The 19,665-nt window shown below is 61.5% G+C and carries 12 protein-coding genes and 1 tRNA gene; 9 read left to right on the top strand and 4 right to left on the bottom strand.

The window, feature by feature from the left end; translation table 11 throughout:
- Positions 1–134: 134 nt before the first annotated feature.
- From BP869_RS06495 to BP869_RS06485, 3 genes are read right to left on the bottom strand one after another with little or no spacing between them, the layout of a single operon-like run.
- Complete coding sequence (locus BP869_RS06495) at positions 135–3,302, bottom strand: LAGLIDADG family homing endonuclease (protein ID WP_342678018.1); 3,168 nt, start codon at positions 3,300–3,302, stop codon at positions 135–137.
- Between the two features lie 2 nt (positions 3,303–3,304).
- Complete coding sequence (locus BP869_RS06490) at positions 3,305–6,496, bottom strand: MCM family protein (protein ID WP_342679104.1); 3,192 nt, start codon at positions 6,494–6,496, stop codon at positions 3,305–3,307.
- A 59-nt stretch (positions 6,497–6,555) separates the two neighbouring features.
- A complete protein-coding gene (locus tag BP869_RS06485; RefSeq protein ID WP_342678016.1) occupies positions 6,556–7,524 on the bottom strand; it encodes a replication factor C small subunit in 969 nt (322 codons plus the stop codon).
- A gap of 77 nt (positions 7,525–7,601) precedes the next feature.
- Here BP869_RS06485 and BP869_RS06480 point away from each other — a divergent pair, with 77 nt between their 5' ends.
- From BP869_RS06480 to BP869_RS06470, 3 genes are read left to right on the top strand one after another with little or no spacing between them, the layout of a single operon-like run.
- On the top strand, positions 7,602–8,309 hold the full coding sequence (locus tag BP869_RS06480) for a hypothetical protein (RefSeq protein WP_342678014.1): 708 nt from the start codon (positions 7,602–7,604) through the stop codon (positions 8,307–8,309).
- Entirely contained in the window at positions 8,309–9,046 is a 738-nt protein-coding gene (locus tag BP869_RS06475) for a metallophosphoesterase (protein WP_342678012.1), read from the top strand. The genes BP869_RS06480 and BP869_RS06475 overlap by 1 nt, the downstream gene beginning before the upstream one ends.
- Positions 8,973–11,735, top strand: coding sequence for a DEAD/DEAH box helicase (locus BP869_RS06470; protein ID WP_342678010.1), 2,763 nt, complete (start codon positions 8,973–8,975; stop codon positions 11,733–11,735). The genes BP869_RS06475 and BP869_RS06470 overlap by 74 nt, the downstream gene beginning before the upstream one ends.
- A 736-nt stretch (positions 11,736–12,471) precedes the next feature.
- Here BP869_RS06470 and BP869_RS06465 read toward each other — a convergent pair.
- Positions 12,472–13,026, bottom strand: coding sequence for a TATA-box-binding protein (locus BP869_RS06465; protein ID WP_067050052.1), 555 nt, complete (start codon positions 13,024–13,026; stop codon positions 12,472–12,474).
- 241 nt (positions 13,027–13,267) lie between these two features.
- Here BP869_RS06465 and BP869_RS06460 point away from each other — a divergent pair.
- The 6 genes from BP869_RS06460 to BP869_RS06435 form a co-directional block, all read left to right on the top strand.
- Positions 13,268–13,352, top strand: a tRNA-Leu gene (locus tag BP869_RS06460).
- 139 nt (positions 13,353–13,491) lie between these two features.
- The gene (locus tag BP869_RS06455; RefSeq protein ID WP_342678007.1) at positions 13,492–14,703 is read left to right on the top strand and encodes a glucosyl-3-phosphoglycerate synthase; all 1,212 of its coding nucleotides are present in this window, start codon (positions 13,492–13,494) and stop codon (positions 14,701–14,703) included.
- 17 nt (positions 14,704–14,720) lie between these two features.
- Positions 14,721–15,518 carry a mannosyl-3-phosphoglycerate phosphatase gene (gene mpgP, locus BP869_RS06450; protein ID WP_342679102.1) on the top strand — a complete coding sequence of 266 codons (798 nt, stop codon included), beginning with the start codon at positions 14,721–14,723 and terminating at the stop codon, positions 15,516–15,518.
- Positions 15,519–15,560: 42 nt separating this feature from the next.
- A complete protein-coding gene (locus BP869_RS06445; RefSeq protein ID WP_067050061.1) occupies positions 15,561–16,043 on the top strand; it encodes a hypothetical protein in 483 nt (160 codons plus the stop codon).
- 9 nt (positions 16,044–16,052) lie between these two features.
- Positions 16,053–17,270 (top strand): hypothetical protein, encoded by a 1,218-nt coding sequence (locus BP869_RS06440; RefSeq protein WP_342678004.1) that lies wholly within the window; start codon positions 16,053–16,055, stop codon positions 17,268–17,270.
- A gap of 439 nt (positions 17,271–17,709) precedes the next feature.
- The coding region (locus tag BP869_RS06435) for a hydrophobe/amphiphile efflux-3 (HAE3) family transporter (RefSeq protein WP_342678002.1) at positions 17,710–19,665 on the top strand (1,956 nt) is incomplete at its 3' end.

The following is a 19,665-nucleotide window of genomic DNA, read 5'->3' as shown; positions in this document are numbered from 1 at the left end:
GACTCCCGGTACGACGAACGACCTGCTGAACGCTCTGAGCGATCCCGATCCGTTGATTTAAAAATGATTTTTATTATATTTGTGTGCTCTGTGTCGATTGTCTACGCTTCCGAAAAAAGATAAGGCCCCTCTTCTCAGATCAACCGCACGATCCCGCGCCGCGGCTGCATCGCCTCGCCGAAGCGGATCATCTTGTCGAGGTTCTCCTGCACCTCGTCGCGGTCAAAGCCCTGCTGCACCAGGGTCTCGACGACCTCTTCGGTCTTTGCGGTGCCGTCGTCTCCGCCGAGCGTCTTTATCGTCTCTCTGATGGTGCGGATGATATCCCTCTTCTTCTTCGTGATCCCGGTCGTCCATTTGTCGATGTCCAGGGTGCCGGTCTCGGCGTCGTAGGCGACCTGCCGCAGGCAGGCGTCCACGATCATGATCACACGCTCCGCGTCCTCGGGCTCGACCGTCCGTGAGAGGCGCATCCTGGCGCTCGCCTCGCCAAGACGGATCAGCGCCTCAAGTTGCCGGGCCGTCACCGGCACCGGCTTGTTCTCGTCGGCGAGGTCGCGGAGCCTGAGGTAATACGTGATGAGCATCTCCTTCGCGCCGTCGGTGATGAGGGGCGTCACGTGCCTCTTCGCATACGCGATATATTTCCGCAGGAGTTCGGGCGCGATCGGCGGCTCCACCACCGTGCTCTCGCTCGCCAGGAGGTCGATATGCGCCGGGGTGAGGGGACCCTCCTGCTTCTGCATGATCAGTTCCCCGACCCGGTGGGCCGAGATGATGTGCCGTGCGATCGCCGTGTCCCGCGTATGATCGGGCTTGTCTGTCAGCACGAAGATGAGGTCGAAACGGGAGAGGAGGGAAGGAGGCATGTTGATCTGCTCGGCGATCGGGACGAAGGCGTCGAACCGCCCGAGTTTCGGGTTTGCCGCGCCGAGGAGGGCGCACCGGGAACGGAGGGTCGCCGTGATCCCGGCCTTCGCCACCGAAATACTGTTGCCGCACCATACCGGAACGCCATTCCTACGGACGTAGAGGAGGTGGTTTGGCACCTCAACACAATAGATCCTGCCTGTGTAGTGGCCTATTTCGATCTGCTGGTGTCCGTTCGTGTTGATGTTCGGCTCATTCTGGGATTCCCGAATGAAGGAGACCGTATAGATGTCATGCGATATGACCGATGTCCCTCCACGCGGATTCGAGGTTATCGATCCGGCTTCCCTGACTCTATACTGGTTTCCAGACAGCCCTACCTTCAGCAGCAATTCCGTCACATCGTCTGCAAGCCTTTTTGATGATGTGATATAGGATGTTGCGCCTGTTTTCCGATCGATCGATCCGTCCCCGAGGACCAGGGCATCTAGAAGGATCTGGATCTGTTCTGGAGGAAGACGTTTGGCATAATCAGGAACGTGCCTGCCAGGACTTGTACCAAACTGTTCCATATGACAGGCCAACTGTTTTGAGTTTATCACAAAGTTGGCCCCATCATATGTGAACCGGAACGGTAACCGTTCCAAACATCTTCGGATTGTCTCGGTCGATTCTGGTTTCTTCTGGCCGATAGCGATCCGATACGGCACACCGGTCTGCCAGTGTTTACTAACACATCCTTCAGAGAGGAAGTAGCCGAGGAACTCCAGCCAGTCGTCCATCGGAATCTCGATTCCACCTGTCTGTATCCCGGTGCAGTTCTGGTTTCCGTATTTGACGACCCCAGGAATTGTATGGACTTCCTGCCGTTCTCCAACCCATTTGGCGTTCTTCTTGAACCGCATCCGTCTCCGAATCGGCAGTTCATCCGCCCGTATGCGCGCAAACCCCGCCCATTCGTTGGCACGGTGGTTCAGGTTGACATACATGGTGTGGTTTGGAGTCACTGCGAGATCGACCTGCCGCGACGTGAAGAAATACATCTCGCCATCGTACTCGGCATCCACGAACGTCATCGGTCGCTGATACTCCAGGTAGCCTTCTGGAGAGAGGGTCGCAACCCGATCCATATCGGTTACGTCACGGAAGTATTTCCACCCGGCTTCCGTCAGAACCTCGGTCTGATCGTCGTAGCATTGTTGTTCCATCGCCTCGTGGAGGGCCGACCGATCCTCCTTCTGCATCTTGTCCATCTCGTCCACCGCGGCGAGCCCCATATCCGCGAGGACAAGGGCCCCGGCCTCCAGGGTCCAGCTCCCGTCGCCGAAGTCGTCCTTCACCGCTGTCGCCGTGAGACCCGCGGAGGTCGAGGACTTGCCTGAGGTGTACACGCCCCTGGGGGAGATCTGCACGACGTACCTGAGGATCTGGGACTTCGCGATTCCCGGGTCGCCGACCAGGAGGACGTGGATGTCGCCGCGGAGACGGGAGCCGTCAGGGAGGTCCTTCGCCACCCCGCCGAAGAGCTGGAGGGCGATCGCCTCCTTCACCTCGGTGTTCCCGTAGATCGAAGGGGCGATCGAGCCGGTGATCTTCCCGTACAGTCCGGTGTCCCGGGAGAGTTCGTGGATCTCGGCCTCGTCCTCCTCGGAGATGTTCACCTCCTCGAACTCCCTCTCCGGCGCCTCGATCGAGGAGCACTCCAGGGATATGTCGAAGAGGGTGGACTTGGTCCCGTAGTTCACCCGCTGCCTGGAGCGGGGGATGCCGTTGAGGACCACCCTGTCGCCGGGTGCGATCGCCCCGGTGAGGTCGTCGGTCACCTCGACGTCGAGAGTCTGGGGCCTTGCGCCGCCCCGCAGGCCCTCGGGCGACTCCTGGATCCGCACCTTCTGCGAGTCCACGTACCGGGACTTTGCCTGGAGGAGTTTCAGTTTGCGCCGGTTGCACTCCGGGTTCGGACACTCCTCGGGCTCCTCGAAGTTCCCGTAACCCTGCCGCACCGTCGTCGTTGAGCCGCAGCCCGGGCACTGGAAGACAGCCTCGACGATCCTCGGCCGCACCTCGGTCGTCTTCCTGATGATCCCCTTCAGCGAGACAAAGCGGTTGATGTGGTAGGCCCTGATGTCCCTGATGCCGGTGACACGCTCGATATGGTGGAAGCGGACATTGACCTTCCCGGCCTTCTCCTCGCCTATGGCGGTGAGCTGGCGGAGGGCGTCCCTGATGTCGCCTGTCGCCTTGCCGGGGCGTTCGATCACCTCGTCCGCGAGGCGCAGGCCGGATTTGCCCGAGGCCTGCAGGGTCCGGTAGTCGATGTACAGGGAACGCTTGAAGGGGAATTCCCTCTCGATCTCGGCGAGTTCGCGCCGGCAGTACCGGGAAAGGAAGTTTACCCACTCCCCGACCACGTCGGTGACGCTGTCCTCCATCGTCAGTACTCCCGCGCGAAGAGTTTGATGATGCCGGGCCGCAGTTCGACCACCTCGCCCTCGTTCTTGAGCATCCGGATCGTCGCTTCGACCTTGTCCTTTGCAAAGCCCTGCCTGGTCATCTCCTCGATCACCTGCTCGACGTTTGCGGAGCCTTCGTCGCCGCCGACGTCCTTGATGACCTCCTTCACTGTCCTGATGATGTCCCGCTGCCTCTTCGAGATCCCGGTCGTCCACTTGTCGATGTCGAAGGTGCCCGACTCGGCGTCATAGGCCACCTGACGGAGACAGGTATCCACGATCTTGATCACCCTCTGGGCGTCCTCGATATCCACGGTCGGCGAGAGCCTGATCCTGGCGCTCGCCTCGCCGAGGCGGACCAGTGCCTCAAGCTGCCGCGCCGTCACCGGCACAGGCTTGTTGTTGTCGGCGAGTTTACGGAGCTGGAGATAGTAGTCCCGTAGCGCCTCTCGCGCCTCGGGGACGATCGTCGGGAAGCAGGTCCGCTTTGCGTACGCGATGTACTTGCGGAAGAGGAGGGGCTCGATATCGGGCGTCACCGGCTTGAGTTGCTGCTGGATATAGGCGTCGTCCACTCCTTCGACCGGCATCCGCCTCTTCTTCTCGATCAGTTCGCCGACCGCGTGGGACTTGAGGATGTGCTCTGCGATCGCCAGGTCGCGGGCACCGTCCGGCTTGTCTGTCATGATGAAGATGAGGTCGAAGCGGGAGAGGAGGGAGGGCGGCATGTTGATCTGTTCTGAGATGGGGGCGTACTCGTCGAAGCGGCCCATCTTCGGGTTTGCGGCACCGAGGAGGGCGCATCTTGACCGCAGGGTCGCCGTGATGCCGGCTTTCGCAATCGACACCGTGTTCCCGCACCAGACCGGCTTCCCCTTCCGCCGCACATAGATGACGTGGTCGGGCACCTCCACGCAGTAGATCATGCCGGCATAATGGCCCTTCGTGATATGCCTGAGGCCATTGGTGTTGATGCTCGGCCTGTTCTGCCCCTCCCTGATGAAGGAGACCTGATAGATGTCATGGGACAGGACCGCACGCCGGCCCTCGGGAACGCGCACCTCCTCGCCCTGCCTGTGGACCACGGTAGTGTTGCCCGAGATCCCTGCCTTGAGGAGGAGTTCGGTCATGTCGTCTGCCAGCTGCCGCGAGGAGGTGACATACGCGGTCTGGCCTGTCCCCTTCCTGACCCAGTCGTCGCCGAGGACGAGGGCGTCGAGGAGGATCCGGATCTGTTCGGGGCACACCTCCTTCGCGTACTGCGGGACATATTTTTCATGGCACTTCCCGAACACTGCCAGATGGGTCGCCAGCTGTTTCGAGGAGATGGCGATGTTCTGGCCGTTATAACTCCACCTGAATCCCAGACGGTTGGTACACGCCGTCATCTTCGCGGCACGTACTCCGTCTCTCTGGGATATGTGGACGCGATACGGGACGCCGTTTGTGTACTGGACAGAGCCCTCGGAGAGATAATAGCCGAGGAACTCCAGCCAGTCGTCCATCTTCAGGGCGATGGCGCCCGACTCCTCTCCGCTATGGTTCTGGTTCTTGTAGACCGTCACCGACGGCAGTTCATAGGTCTCGACATACATCCCCTCCCAGATGGCGTTCTTCTTGAAACGCATCCTCCTCTGGAGGGGCAGGGTCTCCATCCGCCTGAGGCCGAAGCCCTCCCACTCATCGGCACGCCTGTTCAGGTCCACGTACATGTTGTGGTTGGGCGTGACCGCGAGGTCGACCTGCCTGGAGGAGATGAAGTACATGTCGCCGTCGTATTCGGCAGCCACATAGGCCGTCGGCACGGCGTACGTGAGCCTGCCGTCCGGCGTGAGCGTCGCCACGCGCTCGCCCTCTTCAACGTCCCTGAAGAGCCGCCAGCCGTGCTCGGTGAGGACCTCGGTCTGGTCGTCATAGCACTGCTGCTCCATCGCCTCGTGGAGGGCCGACCGATCCTCCTTGTCCATCTTGTCCAGCTCATCGACCGCGGCCATGCCCATATCCGCGAGCACGAGGGCCCCGGCCTCCAGGGTCCAGCGGCCGTCGCCGAACTCGTCCTTCACCGCGGTTGCGGTCAGGCCCGCCGAGGTCGAGGACTTGCCCGAGGTGTAGATGCCGCGGGGGGAGAGCTGCACGATATACCTGAGGAGCTGAGACTTTGCGATACCCGGGTCGCCGACCAGAAGGACGTGGATGTCGCCGCGGAGACGGGAACTGTCAGGCATCTCCTTCGGGATCCCGCCGAAGAGCTGGAGGGCGACCGCCTCCTTCACGTCCGTGTTCCCGTAGATCGTCGGGGCGATGGACCGGGCGATCTTCGAGTAGATCTTCGGGTCCTTTGAGAGTTCGTGGATCTCGGCCTCGTCCTCCTCGGAGATGTTCACCTCCTCGAATTCCTTCTCGGCCACCTCGATCGCATTGCACTCCAGGTAGATGTCGAAGAGGGTGGACTTCGTGCCCGCGTTGATCCGCTGGAAAGACCTGAGGATGCCGGTGATCACCACCCTGTCGCCGGGCGCGGAGCTGCCTGTCAGGTCGTCGGTCACGTCCACGTCGATGGTCTGCGGCTGCTCGCCGCCCCGCAGGCCCTCGGGCGACTCCTGGATCCGCAGTTTCTGGGCGTCCAGAAACTCGGACTTCTCGGGCACGAGTTCGAGGGGGGTCTTCTTCTGGCAGGTGGCGCAGACCCGGAAGGGGTCCTGGAACCGGCCGTAGGTCTGGGAGTACGGCGGGGTGAGCTGCCCGCACTCCAGGCACTTGAAGACCGCCGCGACGATCCTCGGCCTGACCTCTGTCGTCTTCCTGAGGATCCCTTCCACGGCGACGAAGGTGTTGATCTGGTTTGCCCTGATGTCCCGGATCTTCGTCTTCCTGGTGAGGTTCATGAACCTGACATGGACGAGGCGCCTGTCCTTCTCCTCGATGATGCCGAGGCGGACGAGGGCGTCCTTGACGTCGTTCATCACCTTTTCGGGCCGTTCGATGAGTTCGTCGGCGAGAGCGAGACCGCGCTTCCCGAATGCTTCGAGGTTCCGGTAGTCGATGTAAAAGGACCGCTTGTGGGGGAACTCCTTCGAGAGTTCGACCCGCTCTTTCCGGTTGTACTGCCGCTTGAGGAATGTCTCCCAGTCGCTGACGACATCGGTCACTTCAGTGTTCTGGCGGGGTGACATTGATACCATATATGAGGGGGCTCCTCCATCAAGGTGGTTGTCCGGGGGGTGAAAATATTTTATTCGTTTTTCCGGGCGGCAAGGACAAAGAGGGCGATCAGTGCCTCCATCTGGATGGCGGAGTCTGCTCCTTCCGAAATCCTGAAGTCGGCCTCGCCGAGGTGGTCGATGAAGGCGACCTTGAGGCCGGTTTCCATATCAGAACGGACGACTTCCCTGAAGCACTGGTTGATCAGTTCGTTCGGGGCGATCCCCCGGTCGCGCATCAGGTGGCGGAGCGCTCCTTCGGCCGCGGGGAAGTCGCCCTGCATCGAGAGGTCGAGGAGGTTCCTGATCTCGTCGGGCCGCGCCGTCGAGGTCGTCTCATACACCATGCCCGCGTCGATCTCCCGCGAGATGATCGCCGCACCCTGCAGGGCGTTGAGCGCTTTTCTCATGTCGCCTTCGGCGATATAGACGATCGCCTGTACGGCGTCGTCGGTGAGGGTCACGCCCTCGGTCACGGCGACACGCCGCACCTGCTCCGCGACCGCCGCGTCGTCGAGGGGTCTGAAGCGGTAGATGGCGCACCGGCTCTGGATGGGGTCGATAATCTTCGAGGAGTAGTTGCAGGAGAGGATGAACCGGCAGTTCTGGGCATAGTTCTCCATGGTTCGGCGGAGTGCGGCCTGGGCATCGGTCGTGAGGGCATCGGCTTCGTCCAGAAAGAGGATCTTGAAACTTGCGCCGCCGAGCGGGGATGTCCGGGCGAAACCCTTGATCTGGTTCCGGACCACGTCGATCCCGCGCTCGTCGGAGGCGTTCATCTCCCTGAAATTTATCTGCCAGGTATCGCCGAAGAACTCCTTTGCAAGCGCGACTGCTGCGGTGGTCTTGCCAACGCCGGCCGGACCGGTGAAGAGGAGATGGGGGAGAGTGCCACTCTTCACGTATGACCGGAGACGCTCGACGATCTCCGGGTGTCCGACCATGTCCGCAAGTTTTTGCGGCCGGTATTTCTCGATCCAGATGGTGTTGTTGCCCTCCATCACAGACTGATTGTTTCTCCAGACATGAATATGCTGTCATCCTGATCTTTATGTGGCCGGGGAGTACACGCTACGGTATGGATGCGCCGAATGGTCGGGCTGTCTCTCTCGCGGCGGCGGTCAGGCTGTTTGCCGGGGAAATGGCGCGGACGACCGAATTTGACGGCGAAACCTTCCTTTCACCGACCGGTGCGCGCGGGCGGCGGGTCTTTTTCACGGGCGCCCTGACGGCGGTCAGGGCCGCGGGGGGACGGGTCACCGCCCGTGTCGCCGACCCGACCGGCACGATCACGGTCGCCGCGGGGTGGCGCGGGGAGGCGGCCGATTCCTTACGTTCGATCGAGCCGCCGGCATTTGTCGCGGTGAGCGGGACCCTCGCCGTCTCGGGCGGGGAGGTCACGCTGGTACCCGAGGCGGTGGCGCGGGTGGAAAAGCCGGTGCGTGACCTCTGGGTGCTGCGGACGGCAGACCTCACCCTCGGCCGGATCGAGGCGCTCGCCGCCGCCGACGGCGACGCCGGAGAGATCGCCGGGATGGCCCTGATGGTCCGGGCGGCGCTTTCGAGCGTGCCCGAGGGGCCGGCAGGTGGCGCGACACAGGACGCCCGCTCCCTCCTCCTCTCCCTTCTCGAAGAGTGCCCTGGCCGGCGTGGCAGTGAAGAGGACCTCTTTGCCCGCGCCGGGGAAAGGGGCGTCGGGCGGGCGGCGGCCGAAGCGGCCCTTTATGCCCTGCTGGAGGAGGGGGAGTGCTATACCCCCTCGACCGGGCAGGTGAGGCTGATCTGATGCACCCGGAATTCCTCCCGGACGTCCCGGCCCTCCTGATGGAGAACACGGAAAGGGTGCTCGTCGTCGCGGACCTCCATTTCGGGATCGAGTCAGGCCTTGCCCGCGCGGGCGTGCATGTGCAGAGCAGGAGCAGGGCGAGGGCGTTGCGGGTCCTTGCCGCCGTCAGGGAGACAGGCCCCGACCTCCTCCTCCTCCTCGGCGACGTGAAGCATGCGGTGCCCATAACGAGCAGGCAGGAATACGACGAACTCCCGGCTCTCCTCGACTCCTTCAGGGACCTGACCGAGGTGAAGGTGCTGCCCGGCAACCATGACGGCGGGATCGCACGTTTTCTTAAGGACGGCGAACTCCTCCCTGCGGCGGGCGCACGCATCGACGGGGCCGGCTATCTCCACGGCCATACCCATCCCGACCCAGACCTAGCGGGTGGCCTCCTCGTGATCGGCCACCTCCACCCGGTCGTCTCCCTCTCCGACGAGGTGGGGTGCTCCCTGCGGGCAGAACCCGCCTACCTGTACTCATCCCTCACCGGCGAGGGGTGGGGGGACGGGACACGCGTCCTCGCCGTGCCCGCGGCCTGCGAGTTTTCCGGCGGGGTGGACGTGCTCGAACTGAAAGAGAGCGGTCTCGGGCCGCTCGTGCGGTGTATCGACGACGACAATGCCGAGGTGTGGCTGCGTGACGGGACCTACATCGGGACCCTTGCAGAGATCAGGGAACAGCGCGGCGCGTGACCTCCTTGACCCGCGGGTGCGGGCGCTCATTGACGAGCGGGGCTTCGAGGAACTCTCCGAGGCGCAGGAGCGGGCGATCCCTCACCTCCTCGCCGGCGACAACCTGGTCCTGATCGCCCCGACGGGCACGGGCAAGACGGAGAGCGCCATGTTCCCGGTCTTCAACGCCCTGCTCAAAGAGGACGGACCCGGCATCAGGGCGCTGTACATCACGCCCCTGCGCGCCCTCAACCGCGACATCCTCGAACGCCTCCAGTGGTGGTGCGAGAGGCTCGGCCTCACCGTCGGGGTGCGGCACGGCGACACCCCCCAGACGGTCCGCCGCAAGCAGGCCCTCTCGCCGCCAGACCTCCTGATCACGACCCCCGAGACCGTGCAGGCTCTCTTCATGGGTAAGAGGCTGCGGCAGCACCTCGCGCATGTCGGTCACGTGATCGTCGACGAGGTCCACGAACTCGCCGGGAGCAAGCGCGGCGCTCAACTCGCCGTCGCCCTTGAGCGGATACAGGAGTACGCGGGTGAGTTCCAGAGGATCGGCCTCTCGGCGACGGTCGGCAACCCCGACGATATCGGCCGGTACCTCTGCGGCGCACGCCCCTTCACCCTTGTCGAGGTGCCGGTCGCGAAGCAACTCGACCTCGGGGTCCGCTTCTGCGGCGGTGAGTTCTCGAAGCAGGCGGCCTGTGTCGGGGAGATGATCGACGCCGAACCCTCCTCCCTCGTCTTCGTGAACACCCGCGTCACCGCGGAGGCCCTCGGCCACGCTCTCATGGAGAGGGGCGACGTCGAGGTCCACCACGGTTCTCTCTCGAAGGAGGTGCGGGTCGATGCCGAGGACAGGTTCAGGGCCGGCGCGGTGCGGAGTCTCATCTGCACCTCCTCGATGGAACTGGGCATCGATATCGGACATATCGGCCATGTGGTCCAGTTCGGCAGCCCCCGTGAGGTGGCCCGCCTGGTCCAGAGGGTCGGGAGGGCAGGCCACCAGTTGTACGCCGTCTCGCGGGGGACGGTGCTCGCGACAGGCTTCGACGACCTCCTCGAATCTCTCGTGATCATGCGCCGGGCGCGGGCCGGCGAGATCGAGGCGGTCGCCCCGTACCTGAATGCCGCCGACGTCTGTGCCAATGCCGTCGCCGCCCTTGCGGTGGAGTACGGCGAGATCGGGGTGGTAAAGGTCCGCACCATCCTTGAACGCTCGGGGTGCTTTGCGGACGCCGGCACCCTCCTTGACGCTGTCTGCACGCAGCTCGAAGGGCACCGGCTGATCAGGCTGGATGGGGAGGGCGCGGCCCGTCATATCGTCACCACCTCCCGCGCCCGGCGGTATCTCTCTGCAAACCTCTCGATGATCCATGACGAGAGGAAGGTGCCTGTCTACGACCTGGTCGCCAGGCGGACGGTCGGGACATTGGACGAGTCCTTTGTCGTCGGTTTCGTCCACACCGGCGCTGTCTTCATCACGCGGGGGAAACTGTGGCGGGTGCTCGACTTCGAGGACGGCCGCCTCACCGTCGAGCCGGCGCGGGAGGCGAAGGGCGAACTCCCGTCCTGGGAGGGGGAGCAGATCCCTGTCCCCTTTGCCGTGGCCGACGAGGTCGGCCGCCTGCGCCGGACGCGCGACCTCGCTGCCTATACCGACGACGAGACGGCGCTCGCCTTCGCCACCTCTTATCTCAGGGAGATGGACAGGAACAGGACGCCGGTGCCGACCGACCGCCTGATCACCCTGGAGAACTCGGACGAGGGCGTGGTCTGCAACATCTGCGCCGGCCACCGGGCGAACGAGGCGATTGCACGCGTGCTCTCCGTCCTGATCTCGGCACGCTACGGCACGACGGTCGGGATCGAGAGCGGTGCCTACCGCGCGATGCTCCGTCTCCCGAAGGCCGTCCGTGCGGCAGAGGTGCGGGAGTTCCTCCTCACCACCGACCCGACGCATGTCGGCGGCATCCTCCGCCTCGCCCTCCGCCACACATCCCTCTTCAAGTGGAAACTCGTGCAGGTCGCGAAGAAGTTCGGGGCGATCGACGCCGACGCCGACTACGAGAAGATCAGTCTCCACCGCCTTATCGAGGCCTTCGAGGGGACGGTGGTGGCCGACGAGGCGTACACCGAACTCTTCCGCGCCACCATGGACGTGGAAGGGGCGCAGAAGGTCTTCGCCGCGGTGCAGGCCGGCGAGGTCGCCCTCCATGTCGGTCCCCTCTCCATCCTCGGCGCCGACGGCCTTTCCTCGTCCCGCGACATGGTCCCGCCGCCGACCGCCGACCAGGCGGTGATCTCGACCCTGAAACGCCGCCTTGCCGGGGATAAGGTCGTGCTCTTCTGCATGCACTGCAAGAAGTGGACGAGTCGGACCCATGTTGAGAGGGTGCCAGACCGCCCGCAGTGCCCTCTCTGCTCGGCACGCCTGATCGCCGCGCTCAAACCCTGGGAGGAGGAGCAGATCGGCGTGATCAAGAAAGCGAAGAAGAGTGCCGAAGACCGGGCCGTCGAGGCGCGTGTCCTGCGGAATGCCAATCTTGTCCTCAGTTACGGGAGGCCCGCGGTGATCGCCCTCGCCGCACGGGGCGTCGGCCCCGAAACCGCCGCGCGGGTCCTTGGAAAAAGCAGGGATGAAGATGCGATGTACAGGGAGATCTTGAAGGCGGAGAGGAACTACGTACTCACCCGCCGGTTCTGGTGAGGGGTTTCGGGAGAGATTCTCGTACGCCGGTCGTGGGATCCCCTGCGGTTCAATGGGGTGAGCGCTGGTCCGCCGCCTTCCCCGCACTCTCGGCCGGGGGACTACGCCGAAAATCAAGATTCACGGAAGATCGAAGATCTTCCTTCACTGGGAATCTTCAATTCCCTGTGTTCTCGAACTCGCTATCGTTCGTTGCCCCCGGAACCCCGATGTCAGGATAGGATCCGGGAAGTGCGAATGGGATTACTGAGGGGGAGAGATTGCCACCTACCCCTATCTTAATGGTGGGGGGACCGGGGGGTGAACCCCCCGGAAGAATGCAATAAGTCCACCCCCTTCCCCGTACTTTCGACCACGGGACTCCCTCGAAAGCCTCTGGCTCATGGCACATCATAGATGTGCCTGCTCAGGAAATCTCCGATTTCCTGTGTTCTCGAACTCGCTTGCGCTCGTTTCCCCCGGACCCCCCACGGATGAAGATAGCCGAGGGGCGGCAATTGAACAGTATCCTTCAGGTGCCCTGTTGCAAGGAGAGGAATCAAGTATCCCTCCGCACTCAGGAGAACTGCAACGAGAAATTTTCATCACGTATGCGTGAGCCCGCGGTTCATGCCCGATTCTAAAGAATCGATAAAACCGTACATTTTCACGTTGCGAGCGCCGGCGAGTCTGACAGAATGAAAATCGCCGTCGCCGGCGCCACTCAAAAAATTGTAATTTTACAGATCCTGTAAAATCACATTATGCTTTCGAGCTTCTGCTCGAGGAAGTCGAGGCCGCGCTTGATGTCCTCGAGGTTCTTCCCACCGGTGAGGATGATCTTGCCTGAGGAGAAGAGGAGAGCCACAATCTTCGGGTCCTTGATCCTGTAGACGAGGCCGGGGAACTGCTCGGGTTCGTACTCGATGTTCTCCAGGTTAAGGGTGATCACGACCTTGTTGAGGTTGATGTACCGTCCGATGTCGTACGAGCAGACGATATTGGTGATCCCGACCCTCGGTTCGTCGTAGGTGTCGACCCCCGCCTCCTTGAGGGACTGGACGATGATATTGAGGCCATCGTAGAGATCCTGCTTGTTCCGGATCCCGGTAAGGACGACCTTGCCTGAGGAGAAGATCAGGGAGGCGATCTTCGGTTTTTCGATCCGGTAGACTGCGCCGGGGAAGCGCTTCGTGTTCAGCTCGCAGTTCGGAACCTTTTTCGAGACCTCCCCGAGATCGATGGAATCAGCTATGACACCGGATGCGACGATATTTTCGATCTTCAGTGACTCGTACCTTGAATCATCCATTAATATATGTGTGCATCCGCCGGCACTATAATACTAACGGGAAATATTTATGATACAAAGCACCCTCCCGGCATTGGAGAAGAATTTGGCGGTTTTTTCGGCTGACAGGAGTCCGTCTCCATACCCTCATGTCCCTTCCTGCGAGGCCCCGCCTATCACCCCTCATCTTGCCTTTGTGAGGCGGCCGGGAGGCAGGGGCAAGGCATATCTTTATTTCAGTTGAGTGAGAACAGTTATTAGCGCGAGGGTAGCCAAGCCAGGTCAAAGGCGTTAGGTTCAGGGCCTAATTGCGCAGGCATTCGAGGGTTCGAATCCCTTCCCTCGCATTCGTTTTTATCGCCTTTCATGGTGTTTGATTGCCTTATCCTGTTCTGTCTTTTCAATTCAGTCGTCCATGTCCTGCCACAGGGGGTGGGTATAAATATAAAAGTCGTGATATATGCGCCTGCTCGGAGGGGGTTTTCGATGGATTTCGATCAGGGGCCGATCACGACGATCCATGATTTTGGGTATGAAAAGTCGAGAACCCTGAGGTTTCTCGAGGATCTCAAGGAGGAGAGGCCGATCAACCTGGTTTTGCCACTGGCCTACGGCGACCTCAGTCATGGCGCGTTGCCCGGCATCGTCGCCGAACTGAACAAGGCGACATTCCTGAATAATGTCCTGGTAGCACTTTATGCCCGGTCAGAGGAGGAGTTCAGGTCGGCGGCACACTTCTTCAACTCGCTGGAGCGCCCTCACCGGGTCATGTGGTGCAACAGTCCGGGCATCGAAGCGATCATCGGTGACCTCGGGAAAGAAGGGATAGACCTCGGTCTTCAGGGCAAGGGACGGGACACCTGGCTGGCCCTCGGCGCCGCGTCGGTGGACGCCTATGCCGTCGTCATGCACGACGCCGACATCCTGAACTATTCCTGCGAGATCCCGATGAAACTCGCCTTCCCCCTGGTGGACCCGGACCTTGACTACTTCTTCAACAAGGGGTATTATGCCCGCCTGGGCGACGGCCGCGCCACCTTCTACGGGAGGGTAACGCGCCTCTTCCTCCACCCCCTGATCGATTCCCTCCAGACGAAAACATGCCATCAGTCTGACATCCTGCGATACCTGCGCAGTTTCCGGTACCCTCTTGCCGGGGAGATCGCCCTCACTTCAGACCTGGCCCTGAACATCAGGATCCCCATGGACTGGGGGCTTGAGATCGGCACCCTCTACGAGGTGTACAGGTCGGTGGTGAAGAAACGGATCTGCCAGACCGACCTCGGCTATTACGACCACAAACACAAACTGATCGGCGCCGGCAGGACCGAAGGGCTGCTGAAGATGGCCGGGGATATCCTGGTCACTCTCCTGCGGGCGATGACCGAGGTCGACGGCTGCGAGATCTCGCCGGCTTTTCTCACCAGTCTCAGGGTGCTGTACCGGAGGACGGCGCAGGACCGCCTGCGGCAGTACCACACCGATGCGATCTGCAACCAGATCCGGTACAACCGGCACGATGAGGAGCATTACATCGATCGTTTCGAGAGGGTCATCGTGGAGGCCGGGAACGAATACCTGATCTCACCTGCACATGCGCAGATCCCTGACTGGCTCAGGGCCAGTTCGGCCATACCGCGGCTCAGGCACAAACTGATCAGGACGATCATTGAGGATGAGCATATCATCAGGGAGTAGGGGTCGGGGGGGAGAGCATCCACGTCATATTCACCGATCTGGACGGGACACTCCTGGACCACGACACGTATTCTTTTGCCGCCGCGGCCCCGGCACTCCGCCTCCTCTCCCTGAAGAGGTGCCCTCTTGTCATCTGCACGAGCAAGACGAGGGCCGAGATCGAGGTCGTCAGGGATAAACTGGGTTTCACGGACCCGTTCATCAGCGAGAACGGGGGAGCAATCTTCATCCCCCGCGGCTACTTCACCGTGCCTGTCGATCACACCCGCGAGACCGGGGGCTATCTAGTGATAGAACTCGGCGCGCCCTACGATAATCTGCGATCGGCCCTCCGGGGGATCGGGTCGAAGACCGGGTGTAAAGTCGTCGGGTTCGGGGACATGTCCGTCGAGGAGGTCGCCCATGACGTGGGGCTGGACCGTGCATCGGCACGTCTGGCCAGGATGAGGGAGTACGACGAACCCTTTGTCGTCCCTGATCTTGCCTGTGTCGAGGCAGTCCTCGGGGAGATCGAGGCCCGGGGTCTCAGGCACACGCGGGGAGGCCGGTACTTCCATCTGACCGGGGACAATGACAAGGGCAGGGCCGTCTCTCTCCTTGCCGCTCTCTTCGAGCAGGAGTACGGGACGGTGACGACCGTCGGCCTTGGCGACAGCACGAACGATCTTCCCATGCTTGCGGCGACAGACATCCCCATTCTGGTCCAGAAGCCTGACGGGTCGTACGAAAAAGCAGATCCGGAGGTAATGCATGCCGACGGCGTCGGCCCTGAGGGTTGGAACCAGGCGGTCAATCAAATACTTGAAAAAATATAAAACCAATGCAATATGTGATGGGATGCACCCCGGGGTATCGTGATGGATGTGAAACAGGTTCTGGTGACGTCGTTTCTTCTGGCAATTGTCGAGAGTGTCAGGTCGCAGGGGCCTGAAAAGACGATCGCCTGGATAGAAGCCATCGCCTCAGCACTCGGTGAACGGGAGGGGGCAGGCCTTGAAGGGGACCCGATGGGTGGGGTGAACGTCCTCCATATCTGCCCGTTTTTCAGTGTTGTCCAGGAGTTCGTCGAGGAGTTCGGGGAAGAACCCGAGGAGTTTGGAATGCTCATCGAGATGCGGAGGAGCCTTGCGGTTTCCAACATCTTCTGTCTCTTTCACCACTGCCTGCGAGCGAAGCGTGCCGAGATGGCCGGCAAGAAGACCTCGCTCCACCTTGCAAGCGATGCCAATCCCGCGGGGGCGACCGTCTACAACGACGATGCTATCGTCAATGCCGGCCTCGAAAGGGCTGAAGTGGACGAGATGATGAAGAAGGTGGCCTGTATTTTCAAGTTCCAGTGATGGTGGCGTATGAATTTGCAGGAAGCCGGGAAGTTGTGCCAGTCGAGCATCGAGGTTATAAAGAAGAACCAGCATGCGAATGGCGGCTTTTATGCCAGCCCGCCTGGCACGCGCTATCCCTTCATCTACGTGCGGGACCACTCGATCGTCACGCTTGGGGCGTTGCGGGCCGGCCTTGTCGAGGAGAGCAGGAGGGCCCTGCGATTCATTCTCTCGACCCAGAAGCCGACAGGTGAGTTCCCCCAGCGGTGCAATGTGGACGGCATGGACACCAGTTACAAGGAACTCCAGATCGACTGCAACGGCGTCGCCCTCTATACTCTCGGCAAATACTCCGAACTCCACGGCTACGATATCGCCGAAGAGTTCTGGAAGAACGTAACCGACGCGGTCACCTTCATCCTGCGAAACAAGAACGACGAGATCCACCTGGTCCACACGATCAACAGCATCCACGAGTACCCTGCCTACGAGCACGGGTTTGAGATCTATGCGAACTCGGCCTGCTGCGCGGGCATCCTCGAAGCGGTGAAGATGGGCCAGCACCTCGGGAAGGAGGTGGGTGACTGGGCGCGGCAGGCCGAGCTGATCAAGCAGAGCATCCTCCGGTGCCTGTACAGCGCGAGGAGGCGCACCTTTGTCAAGGCGATCCGGATCAAGGAGAAGGGGAGCAAGCCCCTCGGCTACGACCCCTTTGCCTCGGTGATCTTTGAGCCCGATGTGGCCGAGTACGCACCGGCCTATTTCGGGCTGCTGAAGGACCGTGACCTGCGGGTGATCAACACGGTCAGGAGGCTGGACGCCGCCCTCTGGGACCGCGAACTGGGCGGCCTCAACCGTTACCCTGAGTCATGGGACCGCAACAACGGTGGTTATGGCCCCTGGCCGCACTTCACCTGCCAGCTGGCGCGCCACTTCATCCATATCGGCGACTATGACAGGGCCGAGGTGTACCTCGGCTGGGTCCTGGACATCGCCCACGAGTACATGTTTCCCGAGCATATCTCCACCATCGCACGCTTCGAGGAATGGGTCGACCTCTTCCGTTCCTCAGGCATCCTGCGGGAGGACAAGATGGTGATGATCGACGGGATCAAGGACCACCCGAAGTGGGCCGAGGGTTTCGCCTATGTGGTCTACCCCCTCATCTGGCCCCATGCCGAATATATCATGGCCTACAAGGACTACGAGGAACTTTTCCTGAAACGTGGGATGCAGTGGAGTTGAGGGATGCTTGCATCGGCTTTGGAGAATCGCTCTTGATCGGGTCGATGTATTCCTCTGATCTTATGGGGAACGCGCGAATCCTCCGCCTTCCCCACACTCTCTGCCGGGGGACTACTCGAAGGCCTTCGGTCCATGACAAATCTCTGATTTTCCGTTGACCGTAGGTTTTCGAGCGATGCCCCCCGGAGGAGGACGGCGACCACCTGCCGGGGAAAGAAGAGTGGACCGGGGGCAAGCCCCCGGACTATTCTGGTGACCGGGTATCTCCCGGCACAGGCACCAGAACAGGAATTCTCCCTGACCTTCCCATCCTCTCTTCCTGTACGTATTAGAGGGTGAAGGAGGTTCCTGTGTTCTCCGCCATACTTTGTTGTCTTGATCGCAACAAATGATATATCTGCACTCCATGCCTACGTATAGGCATGACGGAGGTCGCGGTGTGAAATCTCCCTACCAGATTATTGCAGATATGATTGTCAGGCACCCCGCGGTGGTTGCCGGCCTCTTCGTCGCGGTCATGCTCGTCGCCTTCTACGGCACGGGCCTCATCTCGATGGAGACGGGGTCGGATACCTATATGGACAAGACCACCCCCCGCGGGATGCTCTTTGACAAATATGCCGACTCCTTCATGTCGGACAGCATCATGCTCCTTGTCGAGACCGACGATGTCCTCAACCCCGAAGTGCTCGCCTATATGGACAGAGTCCAGGCAGACATCGCCGACGAACGGTACGTCGCCTCGACGCAGAGCATCGCCGACCTGGTCAGGCAGGTGAACGGCGGCACCCTGCCGGCGTCTGCCGCGGAGGTGCAGACAGCGAAGGCGCTTGTCCCGCCTGAGATCCTGGGGCGCTACGTCCCATCGAATATGATGACCATCGGGATCGTCACCCTCGAACCGGGCGTCTCCTCCGAGGTCCGGGAGAACGTGCTCACTTCCATCGCCTCTGTTGTGGCGATCTCCAATCCTCCTCCCGGCGTCCAGGTGACGGTCAGCGGAGACCCTGCCTTTGCCCAGCAGATGAAACAGGAGATGGGCGCCTCGATGGGCGTCCTCATCGGGGCCGCGATGCTCCTCATGATCCTTGCCGTCGGTCTCCTCTTCTCCCATGTCAGGTACCGCCTCCTCCCGGTGGCGGTCGTGGCCACCGGCCTCATTCTCACCTTCGGGCTGATGGGGATTGCCGGGATCCACATCAACATGGCGACCATCGGCGCCTTCCCGGTGCTCATCGGCATCGGGATCGACTACGCGATCCAGTTCCACTCCCGTTTTGAAGAGGAGAGACGCCTCGCCCCGATCGACGAGTCGGTGATCACGACGATCACGAAGACCGGCCCCTCTGTCCTGTATGCGATGCTCTCCACCTCCATGGGCTTTATCGCCATGGGGATCTCGCCTGTCCCCATGGTGCGGAGCTTCGGGATGGTCTGCGTCATCGGCGTGGTGATGTGCTATCTTGCCGCCCTCATCGCCGTCCCGACCTTCGGCGTCCTGGTGAAATACCGGCCGAAGAAGGAGGAGAGTGCCACCAGTGGCGGTGCGATCGAGGCATACAACCAGTTCCTCGGCAACCTTGCGGTGAAGATCGCAAAGAACCCCATCCCCATCCTCCTCATCCTCGGCCTCGTCGCCTTCATCGGCGTCGAGATGGACAACGAGATCAGGATCAGCACCGACGAGCAGACCTTCGTCCCCTCCGACATGCCGGCGGTCGTGGACCTGAAAAAGATCGTCCGGACCATGGGCTCGACCCAGACACTGCCCGTCTATATCAGGGGCGACGGTGTCACCTCCCTCGAAAGTTTGCGGTGGATGCAGGGGTTCTCGGCCTATGAGGTGGAGGAAAACGCCCAGATCACCGGAGCGACCAGCATCATCACCGAGATCCTGCGGTACAACAACGGCGTGATGCCACAGACCGATGCCGAGGTGCGGGCCGTTCTCGACCGGATCCCCGACGATACCAAGAGAAAATATCTTGCCGGCAACATGGAGGCGGTCGTCCAGTTCTCCCTTACCGACATGGAGATGGAACAGGCCAAAGACCTGATCACGAAGGTGCGACAGGACATTGCCTGGGAGAAGCCCCCTGCCGGGATTGTCGCCGACCCGACCGGCAAACTGGAACTGTTCACGACCCTGATAGACGACATCGAGAAAGGGAAGACGCAGATGACCCTCCTCGGCTTCGGGCTGATCCTGGCCTTCCTCTTCCTCGTGTACAGGAAGATCGGGAAGGCGGCGTCGCCGCTGGTCCCGATCATCATGATCATCGGCTGGAACGGGCTGATCATGTACGCTCTCGGGATCGACTACACTCCGCTGACGGCTTGCCTGGGCTCGATGACCATCGGCGTGGCCTCGGAGTACACCATCCTGATCATGGAG

Source organism: Methanofollis sp. UBA420, assembly GCF_002498315.1.
In the GTDB taxonomy this organism is placed as follows: Archaea; Halobacteriota; Methanomicrobia; order Methanomicrobiales; family Methanofollaceae; genus Methanofollis.
Note: the sequence above shows the minus strand (reverse complement) of the source record. Positions and strands in the feature narration are given on the sequence as shown.

What these genes read in the sequence shown, in the direction of transcription:
- BP869_RS06480 (WP_342678014.1), top strand. Translation starts at nt 7,602, where the DNA reads ATGGATGCGCCGAATGGTCGGGCTGTCTCTCTCGCGGCGGCGGTCAGG.
- BP869_RS06485 (WP_342678016.1), bottom strand. Translation starts at nt 7,524, where the DNA reads ATGGAGGGCAACAACACCATCTGGATCGAGAAATACCGGCCGCAAAAA.
- BP869_RS06440 (WP_342678004.1), top strand. Translation starts at nt 16,053, where the DNA reads ATGAATTTGCAGGAAGCCGGGAAGTTGTGCCAGTCGAGCATCGAGGTT.
- BP869_RS06445 (WP_067050061.1), top strand. Translation starts at nt 15,561, where the DNA reads ATGGATGTGAAACAGGTTCTGGTGACGTCGTTTCTTCTGGCAATTGTC.
- BP869_RS06465 (WP_067050052.1), bottom strand. Translation starts at nt 13,026, where the DNA reads ATGGATGATTCAAGGTACGAGTCACTGAAGATCGAAAATATCGTCGCA.
- BP869_RS06455 (WP_342678007.1), top strand. Translation starts at nt 13,492, where the DNA reads ATGGATTTCGATCAGGGGCCGATCACGACGATCCATGATTTTGGGTAT.
- BP869_RS06475 (WP_342678012.1), top strand. Translation starts at nt 8,309, where the DNA reads ATGCACCCGGAATTCCTCCCGGACGTCCCGGCCCTCCTGATGGAGAAC.
- BP869_RS06490 (WP_342679104.1), bottom strand. Translation starts at nt 6,496, where the DNA reads ATGTCACCCCGCCAGAACACTGAAGTGACCGATGTCGTCAGCGACTGG.
- BP869_RS06495 (WP_342678018.1), bottom strand. Translation starts at nt 3,302, where the DNA reads ATGGAGGACAGCGTCACCGACGTGGTCGGGGAGTGGGTAAACTTCCTT.
- BP869_RS06470 (WP_342678010.1), top strand. Translation starts at nt 8,973, where the DNA reads ATGCCGAGGTGTGGCTGCGTGACGGGACCTACATCGGGACCCTTGCAG.